The sequence below is a fragment of the Ralstonia mojiangensis genome, from assembly GCF_023955645.1.
GTDB classification, from domain to species: Bacteria; Pseudomonadota; Gammaproteobacteria; order Burkholderiales; family Burkholderiaceae; genus Ralstonia; species Ralstonia mojiangensis.
On record NZ_JAMXHU010000006.1, the window covers coordinates 143962 to 158010 of the forward strand.

Annotated in this window: 13 protein-coding genes; 2 read left to right on the forward strand and 11 right to left on the reverse strand. The window is 65.6% G+C overall.

Translation table 11 applies throughout. The features are described 5' to 3' along the window. Window positions 1-29: 29 nt before the first annotated feature. The 5 genes from NG898_RS24550 to NG898_RS24570 all read right to left on the reverse strand — a co-directional run bounded on the left by NG898_RS24550 (window position 30) and on the right by NG898_RS24570 (window position 6691). Complete coding sequence (locus tag NG898_RS24550) at window positions 30-1439, reverse strand: enolase C-terminal domain-like protein (protein WP_252694883.1); 1410 nt, start codon at window positions 1437-1439, stop codon at window positions 30-32. Window positions 1440-1457: 18 nt separating this feature from the next. Next, window positions 1458-2810, reverse strand: coding sequence for an MFS transporter (locus tag NG898_RS24555; protein ID WP_252694884.1), 1353 nt, complete (start codon window positions 2808-2810; stop codon window positions 1458-1460). A gap of 98 nt (window positions 2811-2908) precedes the next feature. Continuing rightward, window positions 2909-4480 (reverse strand): aldehyde dehydrogenase (NADP(+)), encoded by a 1572-nt coding sequence (locus NG898_RS24560; RefSeq protein WP_252694885.1) that lies wholly within the window; start codon window positions 4478-4480, stop codon window positions 2909-2911. Window positions 4481-4507: 27 nt separating this feature from the next. Then, a complete protein-coding gene (gene kdgD / locus NG898_RS24565; RefSeq protein WP_252694886.1) occupies window positions 4508-5446 on the reverse strand; it encodes a 5-dehydro-4-deoxyglucarate dehydratase in 939 nt (312 codons plus the stop codon). A gap of 183 nt (window positions 5447-5629) precedes the next feature. Continuing rightward, window positions 5630-6691 carry an SMP-30/gluconolactonase/LRE family protein gene (locus NG898_RS24570; RefSeq protein WP_252694887.1) on the reverse strand — a complete coding sequence of 354 codons (1062 nt, stop codon included), beginning with the start codon at window positions 6689-6691 and terminating at the stop codon, window positions 5630-5632. A gap of 118 nt (window positions 6692-6809) precedes the next feature. Here NG898_RS24570 and NG898_RS24575 point away from each other — a divergent pair, with 118 nt between their 5' ends. Beyond that, a complete protein-coding gene (locus NG898_RS24575; RefSeq protein ID WP_103519030.1) occupies window positions 6810-7706 on the forward strand; it encodes a LysR family transcriptional regulator in 897 nt (298 codons plus the stop codon). 54 nt (window positions 7707-7760) lie between these two features. Beyond that, on the forward strand, window positions 7761-8126 hold the full coding sequence (locus tag NG898_RS24580) for a hypothetical protein (protein ID WP_252694888.1): 366 nt from the start codon (window positions 7761-7763) through the stop codon (window positions 8124-8126). Here NG898_RS24580 and NG898_RS24585 read toward each other — a convergent pair. The 6 genes from NG898_RS24585 to NG898_RS24610 are packed head-to-tail and all read right to left on the reverse strand — an operon-like array spanning window position 8123 to window position 14042. After that, window positions 8123-9064, reverse strand: coding sequence for an ABC transporter substrate-binding protein (locus NG898_RS24585; RefSeq protein ID WP_252694889.1), 942 nt, complete (start codon window positions 9062-9064; stop codon window positions 8123-8125). The genes NG898_RS24580 and NG898_RS24585 overlap by 4 nt on opposite strands. Window positions 9065-9089: 25 nt before the next feature. After that, a complete protein-coding gene (locus tag NG898_RS24590; RefSeq protein ID WP_252694890.1) occupies window positions 9090-10256 on the reverse strand; it encodes a c-type cytochrome in 1167 nt (388 codons plus the stop codon). Window positions 10257-10270: 14 nt separating this feature from the next. Next, window positions 10271-11071: an ABC transporter ATP-binding protein gene (locus tag NG898_RS24595; RefSeq protein WP_252694891.1), complete on the reverse strand. Its 801-nt coding sequence runs from the start codon at window positions 11069-11071 to the stop codon at window positions 10271-10273. Next, window positions 11065-12102: an ABC transporter permease gene (locus NG898_RS24600; protein ID WP_252694892.1), complete on the reverse strand. Its 1038-nt coding sequence runs from the start codon at window positions 12100-12102 to the stop codon at window positions 11065-11067. Before NG898_RS24600 ends, NG898_RS24595 begins: the two co-directional genes overlap by 7 nt. A 43-nt stretch (window positions 12103-12145) precedes the next feature. Then, on the reverse strand, window positions 12146-13153 hold the full coding sequence (locus tag NG898_RS24605) for an ABC transporter substrate-binding protein (protein ID WP_027678901.1): 1008 nt from the start codon (window positions 13151-13153) through the stop codon (window positions 12146-12148). 49 nt (window positions 13154-13202) lie between these two features. Beyond that, window positions 13203-14042: a class II aldolase/adducin family protein gene (locus tag NG898_RS24610; RefSeq protein ID WP_252694893.1), complete on the reverse strand. Its 840-nt coding sequence runs from the start codon at window positions 14040-14042 to the stop codon at window positions 13203-13205. Window positions 14043-14049 lie beyond the last annotated feature (7 nt).

The following is a 14049-nucleotide window of genomic DNA, read 5'->3' on the forward strand; positions in this document are numbered from 1 at the left end:
CTCCGTGATTGATTCAAACGGGTTTGGCTTCAACGCCCCAGGCTCGGACGTTTCGGGTCATACGTCCAGCCCGGCACGAGGTATTGCATGGCCATGGCGTCATCACGCGCGCCGGGGCCCAGGTTTTTGTACAGCGCATGGGCCGCCATAACGCGCTCCATGTCGATTTCGATACCGAGGCCCGGACGCTCCGGCACAGCCACATGGCCGCCCTGGATGCGCAGCGGCTCGCGCGTCAGGCGCTCCTCGGCTTCCTGCCAGATCCAGTGCGTATCGATGGCCGTGATGTTGCCTGGCGCGGCGGCAGCCACATGGGTGAACATCGCCAGAGACACATCAAAGTGGTTGTTGGAATGCGAGCCCCACGTCAGGCCCCACTCGTCGCACAACTGCGCCGCCCGCACAGAGCCTTGCATGGTCCAGAAATGCGGATCGGCCAGCGGAATGTCGACCGCGTGCAATTGGACGGCGTGGCCCATCTGACGCCAATCGGTGGCGATCATGTTGGTAGCCGTCGGGATGCCGGTGGCGCGCTTGAACTCGGCCATCACTTCACGGCCCGAGTAGCCGGCTTCGGGGCCGCACGGGTCTTCGGCATAAGCCAGCAGATGTCCCTGCCCCCTGCACAGGGCAATTGCCTCGTTGAGCGACCATGCGCCATTCGGGTCCAGCGTCACACGGGCCTGCGGGAAGCGCGCCTTGATGGCGGCAATCGCTTCCATCTCATCGGCACCGGGCATCACACCACCCTTGAGCTTGAAATCGGCAAAGCCGTAGCGCGCGGTGGCGGCTTCAGCCAAGCGCGCGATGGCGGCGGGTGTCATCGCGGCTTCGTGGCGCAAGCGCAGCCAGTCGTCGGCGCCCTTTGCGCCATCCAGGTACGGCAGGTCGGTCTTGCCACGGTCGCCAACGTAGAACAGATAAGCGAGCATCGGCGCGCTATCGCGCTGCTGGCCGGCACCGAGAAGTTCGGCCACCGGCACCTCCAGAAACTGACCAAGCAGATCGAGCAACGCGGCTTCCACCGCCGTGATGACGTTGTCCATGCGCAGGTTGATCTCGTGCGGCTGGCGCAGCACGGCTGCTTCCGAAGCGGAGGTCACCTGGTGCACCGTCGCCTGATGCGCGGCATTGCCGCCACCGGCCAGCGCTCGCCGGATGCTGTTCAACACGCCGTTGGTACGACCGATCGATTGACCAACCACCAGCGGAATCACGCGTTCCAGCGCCTGACGGATGCCCTCCCCGCCCGGCACCTCGCCCACGCCGGTGCGCCCGGCGTTGTCCTTCAGGACGACGATGTTGCGCGTAAAGAACGGAGCATGCGCGCCGCACAGGTTCAGCAGCATGCTGTCGCGGCCCGCGACGGGGATCACCTGCATCTCCGTCACACGCGGTGTGTGGGTGCGCGCGCCGGACTCGATCGATTGCAACGTCACTTCCAAGACTCCTGTGGCTTACAGCGGCTTGAGTTCCACACGCTTGATCTCGCCCACCATGAACAGGTAGCAGACGATGGCAACCGCCGCGTGGATACCCACGTACACCAGCGCACCGTTGAACGAACCCGTGGTGTTGACGATGTAACCGATGGCGATGGGGGTCGTGATGCTCGACAGGTTGCCGAAGGTGTTCATCAGCGCGCCAGACAAACCCGCGATCTGCTTGGGCGCCGTATCCGAGTTCACCGCCCAGCCCAGCGCACCAAGGCCCTTGCCGAAGAACGACAGCGCCATCACCGCCACCACGATGGCCTGCGCATCGACGTAGTTACAGATCACCATGGTCATGGAGAGGAGCATGCCCAGCACGATGGGCACCTTGCGCGCCACCGACAGTGAAGCACCACGGCGAAGCAGCGCGTCAGAAATGATCCCGCCCAGAATGCCACCGAGGAAGCCGCACACTGCGGGAATCGACGCGACAAAGCCCGCCTTCAGAATCGACATGCCGCGCGCTTGCACCAGATACACCGGAAACCACGTGATGAAGAAGTACGTTAGCGCATTGATGCAGTACTGCGCGATGTACACACCCATCAGCATGCGGTTCTGCAGGAGCTGCTTGACGTAGCCGAGTTTCGGCCCTTCGGCCTTTGCCACGCCGGCACGGTCCATGTTGACCAGGCCGCCGCCAGCTTCGATGTACTCGATTTCGGCGCGGTTGACGCCCGGGTGGTCCTTCGGCTCGTGCACGAAGGCTCTCCACACGACCGCCATGACGATGCCGATCACGCCCATCACGATAAACACGTGATGCCAGCCGAATGCGTGCACCAGCCAGGCCATCAGCGGGGCAAACACCACCGTGGCGGCATATTGGGCAGAGTTGAAGATGGCCGCTGCAGTGCCGCGCTCGTTGGCCGGAAACCAGGCTGCCACGATACGGCTGTTCGCCGGGAAGGACGGCGCCTCTGCCGCCCCTACCAGGAAGCGCAGGCAGAACACCACCATGATGGCGGTGGCGCCGGTAAAGAAGCCGATCGCACCCTGCGCCAACGTGAACAGCGACCACAGCAGAATGCTGAACGTGTACACGCGCTTGGAGCCAAAGCGGTCAAGCAGCCAGCCGCCTGGAATCTGCGCAATCACATAGGCCCAGCCAAACGCCGAGAAGATATAGCCAAGCGACACGGCATCGATGCCGAGGTCCTTCTGCATGGCCGAGCCGGCAATGGAGATGGTCGCCCGATCAGCGTAGTTGATGGTCGTCACGATAAACAGCATCGCGAGGATCACGAAACGCACGCGGCTCATGCGCTCAGTGCGCGGCACGGCCTGTGCTCCCACTGCGGGGGCTTTGATGTCCATCGTCTCCTCCTTAAGCCGGCACCCGTCGTGCCGGCGGTTCAGGTTGCCGGGTCCTGTGCGGCCCGGCGTGTTGTTTTTGCTATTTGACTGTTACGGCTTCAGGCCCAGCTTCCATCTACCAGTCGGCGCAGCTTGAGCGGGTTGGCATCCTGCAGCGCCTCAGGCAGCAGTTCGGCCGGCAGATCCTGGTAGCACACCGGGCGCAGGAAGCGCTCGATGGCTGCCGTGCCGACCGAAGTCGTGCGTGCGTCCGTCGTTGCCGGCCAGGGGCCACCGTGCACCATGGCGTGGCACACCTCGACGCCGGTCGGCCAGCCGTTGGCCAGAATGCGGCCCGCCTTGCGCTCCAGAATCGGCAGCAGCGAGCGTGCGATGGCTGTATCACCCGCATCCAGATGCAGCGTGGCGGTCAACTGGCCTTCGAGCGATTCAGCCAGCGCGCGCAGCTCTTCTGCATCGCGGCAGCGCACGACCAGGCCGGTGGCACCGAAGATCTCGTCGTGCAGCGTCGGTTGCGCCTGAAAGCTTTTCGCATCGGTGATGTAGAGGCCGGCTTGCCCGCGGTTGGGTTGGTCGCTCTCTTGCCCGCGTGCGACGCAGCGCACGTTGGCCTCGGCGGCCAGCTTGTCGACACCGCGCGTGTAGGCGGTGTGGATGCCGGCGGTCAGCATCGGCTGCGCAGCCACGTCGCCCATGGCAGCAGCGGCGGCAGCTTCAAAGGCATCCAGTTCCGGCCCGTCGATGGCGAGCAGCAGGCCGGGGTTCGTACAGAACTGGCCCGCGCCCATCGTGAGCGATGCCACGTACTGCTGGCCCAGCGCAGCAGCGCGCTTGGCCAGTGCATCGGGCAGCAGGAAGACGGGGTTGATGGCACTCAGCTCGCCATACACCGGAATCGGCTGCGGACGGGCCTGAGCGATGCGCAACAGCGCCTGACCGCCTGCGCGCGAGCCGGTAAAGCCAACTGCCTGGATACGCGGATCGGCCACCAGTGCACCTGCCGCGTCGTTGTCCGCCAGGATGAGCGAGAACACGCCCTCCGGCAGCCCACACTGGGCAACCGCAGCTTGAATGGCACGACCCACCAGTTCGGACGTACCCGGGTGCGCCGGATGCGCCTTCACGACCACCGGGCAACCTGCTGCCAGAGCCGATGCGGTATCACCACCCGCCACCGAGAACGCCAGCGGGAAGTTGCTCGCGCCGAACACAGCCACCGGGCCCAGCGCAATGCGGCGCATGCGCAGGTCCGAGCGCGGCAGCGGCTTGCGCTCCGGCAGGGCCGAATCAAGGCGGGCGCCCACGGCATCGCCCGCACGCACCACGCTTGCAAACAGGCGCAGCTGGTTGCACGTACGGCCACGCTCGCCTTCCAGGCGCGGACGCGGCAATGCCGATTCGGCCATCGCGCGTTCGATCAGCGCATCGCCCAGCGCTTCGATCTGGCTGGCGATGGCTTCCAGGAAGGCAGCACGGGTTTCCGGCGAGGTCTCGCGGTAAACGTCAAACGCCGCGGCCGCCAGTTCAGCGGCACGTGCGGCATCGGCCTTGGAGGCCAGGGTGAATTCGGGTTCGAGCCATTCCCCGGTGGCGGGGTTCATGGCGCGAACCTTGCCGGCACCACCCGCCACGCGGGCAGCACCCAACAACAGTTCGCCGCTCAATTGCATATCGATTCCTTGTGTTTTTGGTTGCGCTCAGGCCGCCAGCTTTTCCACTTCGGCAATGCGCGACACCAACGCAGACAGTTCTGCCATTTCGGCGTCGGTCAGGTCGGTCAAGGGGGCACGGACCGGACCTGCATCACGGCCGATAACCTTCATACCGGCCTTGACGATCGACACCGCATAGCCGCGCTTGCGATTGCGCAGCTGGATGTACGGCAGCACGAACTCGTTGAGCATCTTGTAGACCTTGGCATTGTCGAACGCTCGCACGGCGGCGTAGAACTCTAGCGCGAACTTCGGCACAAAGTTGAAAATGGCCGACGAATACGTCGACACACCCATCGTCAGGTACGGCAGCGCAAAGGTCTCGGCGGTCGGCAGGCCACCAACGTAGGTAAAGCGGTCGCCCAGGCGGGCGTAGATGCGCGTCATCAGTTCCAGGTCGCCCACACCATCCTTGAAGCCGACCAGGTTCGGGCAGCGCTCTGCCAGGCGTTCGAGGTGGTTTTCGTCCAGGATCTGGTTGGCGCGGTTGTAGACGATCACGCCCAGCTTGGTCGAGTTGCAGACCTGCTCCACGTGCGCGGCCACGCCGTCGGCGGAGGCTTCGGTCAGGTACGGCGGCAGCAGCAGGATGCCGTCGGCGCCGGCAGCTTCAGCGGCCTTGCAGTATTCGATCGATTCGGCCGTGCCGCGGCCAGCCGGGGCGATCACCGGAATCTTGCCGCCGGTTTCAGCCACGGCCGCACGCACCACGCGGTCGGTTTCTGCCGCGGTGAGCGAGAAGAATTCGCCCGTGCCGCCAGCGGCAAACAGGCCAGCGGCATCGTGGCTAAACAGCCAGTTCAGGTTGGCGCGATACGCTGCCTCGTCGAACGACAGGTCCGACGCCTTGAAGTGCGTGACCGGGAAGGACAGCAGACCAGAGCCGATCTGTTGGGCGAATTCTTTGGGGCTGTATCGGGACATGTCTCGCTCGCGATGAATGCGTGTTGTTGATGAGCGAATTTTTGCACCCGCATCGATTCAAGTCCAAGCCAACTGCTGTCTCGATTAATACAAAACTTGTATTGATACAGGGTCTTCCCTAAGTCTCCGATCTCGATGCTGCAGCCGCACGTGACGGCGCGGCCGCGTCTGGTCAGTGGCGCGTCACACCGCGCCCTCGGCCTCCACATAAAGGGCGTACAGGGAATGCGAACTGGCCATGTACAGACGGTTGTTCTTCGGCCCGCCGAAGGTCAGGTTGGGGCAGCGCTCCGGCAGGTGGATGAAGCCGATCGGCTTGCCGTGCGCGTTGAAAATCTTCACGCCGTCGTAGTCGGCTGAATTGATGCCCAGGCGCCCGTCCGAGCCCCAGCCGCACCAGAGGTTGCCATCGCGGTCGACGCGAAAGCCATCCAGCGCGCCCGCGCCGTTAGCGTCGATCAGCTTGGTCTTGTTGGACGCCGTGCCGTCGGGCGCAATGTCGTAGCTCCAGATGCTGCGCGACGGCGTGCCCTTCCACTCGACCACGTAGAGCTTCTTCTCGTCGGGCGAGAACGCCAGGCCGTTCGGGTTGACGAGGTCGGTGATGATTACGCGGACGCTGCCGTTCGGGTCGATCCGGTAGACGTTGGTCGTGGCCTGCTCCGGCTGCGCCTTGAAGCCCTCCCAGTTGCCGTTGATGCCGAACGTCGGGTCGGTGAACCAGATGCTGTCGTCGGACTTGACCACGATGTCGTTGGGCGCATTCAGCCGCTTGCCCTGATATTGATCGGCCAGCACAGTGATGCTGCCGTTGAATTCGGTGCGCGTGATGCGGCGCGTCACGGAGTGCTCGCACGTGACGAGGCGCCCCTGCCGGTCGCGCGTGTTGCCGTTGGCGTAGTTCGACGGCTCGCGGAACACGCTGAACGCGCCGTTCGTCTCGTCGTACTTCATGATGCGGTTGTTCGGGATGTCGCTCACCAGCAGGTAACGCCCGGCGGGAAAGTACACCGGCCCCTCCGCCCAGCGCATGCCGGTGGCGAGTTGCTCTACGGAACTGCTGTAGAGCCGGTATTTCAGGAAGCTTGGGTCGAGCACTTCCACCGCAACGTCGGGGTAGCGCGCGTTCGGCTTGAATCCTTCGATCTTCTGCGCGCCGGCCAAGCCGCTGGCCGCTGCAAGGCCTGCCCCTGCCACGCTCTTGAGAAACCTGCGGCGGTCGACTTCCGCGCTTTCCATGGACATGCTCGTCTCCTGATGGTTGTTATTGGCCCTTCAAGACGAAGGGGCGAGCCGATTCTTGCACCGGCGATCTTTCCCATCCAAGATAAGCACTGACTCAATCCATACAGGTTTTGAATCGATGTTTGAACTCAGCCAACTCCGCTGCTTTGTTGCCGTGGCCGAAGAGCTGCACTTTGGGCGCGCAGCGGAGCGTCTGCACATGACGCAGCCGCCGCTGTCACGCCAAGTGCGCCTGCTGGAACACCAAGTCGGGACAGAGCTGCTGGAGCGCAACAGCCGTTCGGTCAAGCTGACGGCGGCGGGCCGCAGTTTTCTGCCCGACGCATCGCGCATCCTGCGCCTGGCGGACGAGGCGGCCGCCACCGCCCGGCGTGTCGCGACGGGCGCTGCCGGACAGTTGGCCATCGGCTTTACCGCATCAGTCGGCTACGGGAAGCTGCCTTCGCTGGTGAGCGCCGTGCGGGCGGCTTCACCCGGTGTGCGATTGACGCTCAAAGAAATGGTGAGCGGCGCGCAGCTCTCGGCGCTGGACGCGCGCGAAATCGATGTCGGCCTGCTGCGCCCGCCGGTGGAGCACGGCGAGCTGATTGCCGTGCCGTGCTCGCAGGAAGCGCTCGTGATCGCGCTGCCCGAGGCGGTTGCCGACAGCTGGCCGCAACGCCCTAGCCTGCGCGACTGCGAGGGGCAGCCGCTGCTCATGTATTCGCCATATGAGGCGCGCTATTTCCACCAGATGGTGAGCGGCCTGCTGGAACGCGCAGAGGTGCTGCCCGACATCGTCGAATACGTCAGCCAGATCCACTCGATGCTGGCGCTGGTGCGCGCAGGCATTGGCGTGGCGCTCATTCCCGCGGCGGCGGCCATGCTGCACTTCGAGGGCGTGGTCTATCGCCCCGTGCGCACCACGCCCGCCAAGCCGGTCGAACTCTGGATGGCCTATCGCAAGGACAACGACAACCCGGTGTTCAACCTGCTCAAGACGGTGCTGCACAACGCGCTTGCCGAGGGGCGCTGAACTCACGCGGCACCGCATTTGCTGAGCCATGGCGATCCCGACCAGGAGACCGCCATGCCGAAAACACCCCAGAACATTCCACGCACCGCCATGTGGCTCGCCGCGGCGGCCATCGGCCTGACGGTGGTTGCCTTGCCGCATCCCGCCCACGGCAAACTGCCGCCGCCCACGCCGGCTGAGCAAGCCGCCGCTGCCCAGCAGGCCGAGACGGAGCGCGCTCAGAAGGCGCAGGAGCAGGCCCAACTGACCGCAGTGCAGGACCATTTGGCAGCGCGCTTCGGCAAGGGCGGCAATAACGCGCCAGACGCCGTCACGCCGGCCACCAACCTGCCCAAGAACGTCGCGGAAGCGCCTGGTACTGCCGGCCCGCATGGCGGCTCGCGGCCCAGTGCGGAATCCCATTCGGGCAACGCCCGCTAGGCGATTAGCGGAAACCCCGTGTCAAACGTGGTGGCGACCTCCAGCCGCTGTTTGAGCAGGCCCACCTTCACGTAGAAATCGGCCGTGCGCTGCTGCTCGGCAATGAGCTGCGGATCAATGGCGCGCCACACGGTCTGTCGACGTGCGAACTGCAGCCGCGCGGCCTCCGGCGCGATGCCGATGATGCGGGCCAGCGTGGCCGAAAAGCTATCGACATGCTGGTACGACCACACTTGCGCACGCACCACGCGCTGCAGGAAATCGCGCAGTGCGTCGCGCTTGGCTGCTAGGGCCGCGTCGGTCGCCGCCAGGTAGCTGAGGCCCGACCACAACCCTCGTCCGTTGACGAGCACGCGCGCATGTTTGGCCGTTTCGGCCATCGCTGTGTAGGGCTCCCACGTTGACCACGCATCGATCGAACCGTTGACCAGCGCAAGCTTGGCATCCGCCGGCGGCAGGAAGCGGAAGTTGGCGTCGTCCGGACCCAGCCCCGCAGACCCCAACGCCTTGAGCGCCACGAAATGCCCGATCGACCCCCGGTTGGTGCCGATGGATTTGCCCTTCAGATCCGCCGCCGTCTTCAACGGAGAATCGGGCCGCACCAGCACCGCCGTGCCGTACGGGTCCGATCGGCTGGCGCCGATCAACTTGATGCGCGTGCCCGCCGCCAAGGCAAAGATGGCTGGTGCATCGCCTATCGGGCCCAGGTCGACCGCGCCCGCGTTGAGCGCTTCGGCCAACGGTGCGGCCGCCGGAAACTCGGTCCATTGAATGTCGTACGGCACGCCTTTGAGTGCGTCGGCAGCTTCCAGCAGCGCGCGCAGGCCACCCTTCTGGTCGCCCGCCTTGAGCACGAGGCGGGGTTGCGCGATGGACAAGGCAGGCGCGGCAGCAAGTGCCAGCGTGGATTGCAGAAAACGTCGTCGATGTTGCGGCATGGTGATGGAACGATGCAGTCGAGGGTCAGTGAATGAAGCCGCCTTTCACATAGCGCACGGGTTCGGCGTCCATGCGGGCGATCAAGAAATCGAGGCCGCTTGTGCTGCCGGCGGTTCCGCGTGCGGCTGAAGTGCAGAGGAAGTCGGCATCGAACCACGACGTGCCAGGTGCGCCGCGTGCGCGCAACCAGCCGTTGCGATCGGCCAGCAACTGCGTGCTGGAGAACGCTTGCGGCGCAGCGCCAGCGATGGCGGCGAAGACGCTCCAGGCGTCGGCTCCTGTCGCCACGCAACGCGCCTGGAACGCGCGCGTTGGCGGTGGCAACGTGCCATCCGGCGTGATCAGCAACGTCTGGAAACGCGGATCTTCCAGCGGGATGTCGGTGCTCGATGCAGCATCTACCGCCACCACCCGCACGCGTTGGCCGTTGCGCCACGTCGCCAGGGATTGCGGCAGCGCGTCGCCGCAGCGCACGGACAACGCGGGCAGCGCCACCGGCAGCGGCCAGCCGCCGGCACGCACGCCGCCACGCGCGGCCAGCACCTTCATGGCGTCGAGTACCGCCCAGATATCGGCGTCGCTCAGTCGACCGGCAAATGCGGGCATGGTCGACGCACCTTGCGTGTCCTGCATGCCGTGGGCGATGTGCCAGAACAGCTCGCCATCGGCATGACGGCCGAGCAATGGGCCGACCACCGTGGGCGGCCAGCGCGTGAGCGTGGCGGCCAAGGGGCCTTCGCCCCGGCCGTCTGCGCCGTGGCAGCTTGCGCACGCGGCGTTGTAGATGCGCGTGCCCTGCGTGATGGACGCCACCGAAAACGCCGTTGGACTCACATGGAAACTCGTCGGCACGGCGGGCGCCACCACAATCGCCGACGGCCAGGGCGCCACCACAAGCAGGCCCGCCGCGACGCCGGATAACACCGGCCGCCACCGCCGCACGAGCACCGCGATCACGACGGCCAGCAACGCCAGCATCAAGGCAATCAGCGTCAGGCCAAGCTGCCGCGCTTGCCCAAGGTCGATCAACAGGGTCTCGCCCGCGATGCGCACGTTCCACGGCCATGCCGGCTGCCCGTGAGACTCGCCGGTCAGTCCAAACGTGTGCAACAGCACCAGCACGCCGTGCTGCGCCCATTGCAGAAAGCCAAGCAGCGCGTTGAGCCAGACCGTCGCTTCCGGTCCGCTCATGATGGTGCCGCCATCTACCAGGTCTCGCCGAGGCCGAGATGACTGAGTGCCTCGTGCCGCAACGCGCTCAAGCGCGGATCCCCCCGATGGCGCGGGTAAGGCAGATCCACCGTCAGCTCTGCCGTAATGCGTGCGGGGCGCGGGCTGAAGATGACCACCCGCTGCGCCAGGAACAGCGCCTCCTCCACATCGTGCGTCACCAGCACGGTCGAGAAGCGCGCGCGTTGCCACAGCGTCACCAGCTCGCTCTGCATGGCCAATCGCGTGAGTGAATCCAGCTTGCCCAGCGGCTCGTCCAGCACCAGCAACTGCGGATCGTTGACCAGCGCACGCGCCAGCGCCACGCGTTGCGCCATGCCGCCCGACAGCTCATGCGGAAACGCCCGATGAAAGCCGCCCAGGCCCACGCGTTCCAGCGCGTCGTCCACGCGGTCACGCTCTGCGTTGAGCACGCCGCGCGCTTGCAGGCCCAGCGCGACGTTGTCCCACACGCGCCGCCAGGGGTAGAGCGTTGGGTCCTGAAAGACCACCACACGCGACGGGTCCGGCGCGTTGATGGGCGCATCGTCCTGCAGGATGCGGCCGCGCGTGGGCGGCTCCAGCCCCGCAATCAGGCGCAGCAGCGTGGACTTGCCGCAGCCGCTTGGCCCAAGCAGCGCAACGAATTCGCCGGGCTGTATGGTCAGGCTCACACCGTCGAGCACCTGCAGCGGATTCGCGCGGCTGCCAAACCAGTGGCTGACGCCCTGCACGTCGATGCGTGCGCCGACACTGGCCGCAGGCGGCGGCGCCTCGCGTTCCAGCACGGCTACCATTTCAGCGTCCCCTTCTGCCAGACCAGCGCGCGGTCACGCACCTTGAAGAGCAGCGTGATGATGCTGGAGAACAGCAGCGCCATGACGATCAGTGCGGCATACATGTTGACGTACGAGGCCCAGCCTTGCGCCCAGGTCAGGTACCAGCCGAGGCCCGACTTCACGCCCATCATCTCCGCCGTCACCAGCACCGTGAACGAGGCGCCCAGCCCCATGAACAGCCCCACAAACACCTGCGGCAGAGCAGCCGGAATCGCCACACGCAGCACGAGGAATGCGTTGGATGCGCCTAGCGTGCGGGCAACGTCGTAGTAGCTTTTGCTCACGCCCGCCACGCCGGACCACGTGAGCACCGCCACCGGAAAGCCGGAAGCCAGGGCGATGAGGAAAGCCGCCGCCGAATAGCTCGACGGGAAGAAGTAGAACGTAATCGGCAACAGCGCCGTCGCCGGCAGCGGCCCGAGAATGCGCAGCACCGGATGCACCCAGTAGCCCACCGCCCGCGACCAGCCGATCGACACGCCCACCAGAAAGCCCGTCAACGCGCCAAGCAGATAGCCGATGCCGAGCAGCTTGAGCGTATTGAGCACACTGTCGCCCAGACGCGGCCAGTCTTCCGAATAGACCTCGATCAATGCCTGCGGCGGCGCAAAGAACGGTGTGGGCAACGCGCCGGACTTGGCCGTCAGCACCTCCCACAACGCCAGCACCGCAGGCACGGCGATCAGCCATGGCCCGGCCGGTTGCAGCGCTTCCTGCACGGGGCGCAACGGGGCCACATGGCCCGCCGCCAACGCCACCACGAACAGCGCAATGCCAACGATCAACGCGGCAATGCCCAGCTCCGCCGTGAACGCCCAGTCGCTGAAGCCGACCACGTGGTTGGGCCAGCGCCACGTCAGCAGGCCGAAGGCGGCCCAGGCCAATGCGGCCACAGCGCCGGTGCGCCATGCCCCTCCGCGCTCTGCGGCATCGGCAAATGGGTTGGAGAGCGCGGCGGGCGCCTCCAGTGTTTGCGGGATGGTGCTCATGTCGATGTGTTCCTCATGTGCTCACGTGCTCACGCGCCGCGCGTCAGGCCAGCACATTCACGTACACGTGCTGCGCCAGGCGCTGCGGATCGGTGGTCTTCTTGATGACGCCGATGCGGCGGAAGTCTTCCGCGTAGAAGGCGATCTCGTCGCGCAGGTCGACGCCGGTCGGGTGATGCGTGTACGTGAGCGTGGCGTAGAGCTTGCGCAAGTCGTCCAGCGCCACCTTGGGCGAATACTTGGCAAACACCTTGGCGGCCTCATTCGGGTTTTCGTTGACGAAATCCGTGGCCTGCACAATCGAACGCGCCAGTGCAGATGCCGTCGGGCGGTCATTGCGGACCAGCTCGCCGCGTGCGCCGATCACGCAGCAGACCTTGCGCGCGTATTCACCGGAGAGGTTCGTGGCCAGTTCCACGTAGGCGCCGTTCGTGCGCTTCTCCAGCAGGTAGAGGTTCGGGTCGCCGTCGGCAATCGCCTGGATCTCGCCCTTGTCCACCGCCACGCCCAGCAGGTCGGCCGGGTACTGGCGCCACGTGATGTCCTTGTCCGGGTCAATGCCGTTCTTGGCCAGCAAGATGGTGAAAAAGTGCTTGCCCGGCGCGGCAAGATCGCTCACGCCCACGGTCTTTCCCTTGAGCGCCGCCAGGTTCGTGACGCCCGCCGCCTTGGAACCGACAAGCCGCACACAGCCGCCATGCGAGCTGCCGATGATCTTCACGTCGAAGCCCGCCTCCAGCGGCTTGAGCCAGCGGTGGATCATGCCGACCGCCGCGTCGGCCTTGCCGGTGGCGATCGATTCGAGCAGTTGATCGGTCGAGCCGCTGTAGTTGATCAGGTCGACGTGCAGCCCGTTCTTTTCGAAGAAGCCGCGCTCCTGCGCCACCACGATGGGCGTCAGGCAAAACGAGTTCTGGTTCCACGCAAATGTCAGCTTGCGCTGTTGCGAGTAGGCCTTGCGGCCCAGGATCAATGCCGGTGCGGCCAGCGCCGTGGCGGCTGCTGCGTGCAATATCTTGCGGCGCGAGATGCCCGCAGTCTCTTCGCTCATTGAATGCTCCCCGTGATGATGTATTCGATCTGTTTTGTCAGGCGACGGCTTAATCGAGCACGTCCGGCTCGGCCGCGAGCAGGCCGGCGTACAGGCTCTCGAATGCGTGCAGCGCCCCCTCCTGCCCGCCCACCTGGCTGTGCGTGTGGCGCGCCGTGGCCGCATCGATGGGCTGCGGCGTGCCGGCGGCCTCGGCCAGCAGTTGCGTGTGGGCAGCGTTGTCCAGCGCGATGTACCACCATGCCGCGGCTTCCACCGTCGGGCCGGCCGTGAGAATGCCGTGGTTCTTCAGGATCACGCCCTTGTGCGTGCCGCCGTCGGGCTTGGTGAGCGCATGCGCAATGCGCTCGCCCTCGCTGGAATCGACCACCATGCCGGTGAAGTCGCCGAACAGCGCATGGTCTTCATAGAACGAGCATGCATCCTGCGTGAGCGGATCCAGCGGCCGACCCAGCGTCGACCACGCCTTGCCGTAGGTCGAATGGGTATGCGCTGCAGCCACGATGTGCGGATGCGCTTCGTGAATCGCCGCGTGAATCGCAAACGCGGCCTTGTTCAGCGGCCGGTTGCCGATGACCGTCTCGCCACGCGCGTTCACGAGCAGCAGGTCCGACACCTTGATGCGCGAGAAATGCACCCCCAGCGGGTTCACCCAGAAGTGGTCCGTCAACTCCGGATCGCGCGCGGTGATGTGCCCCGCCAGCCCAAGGTCGAAGCCGTGCCGCGCAAACAGGCGGAACGCGCCCGCAAGGCGCTCTTGCCGATGGCGCCGCTCGGCCTCGAGCGTGGGCCGCGTGGCGGGAGGATCAAACCAGAATTTCTGCTGCGGCGTGCTGTTCAGCTTGAGCGTGGACGATGCCGGGCGCTCGATGGAAAGGACTGCGCTCATGCCCGTG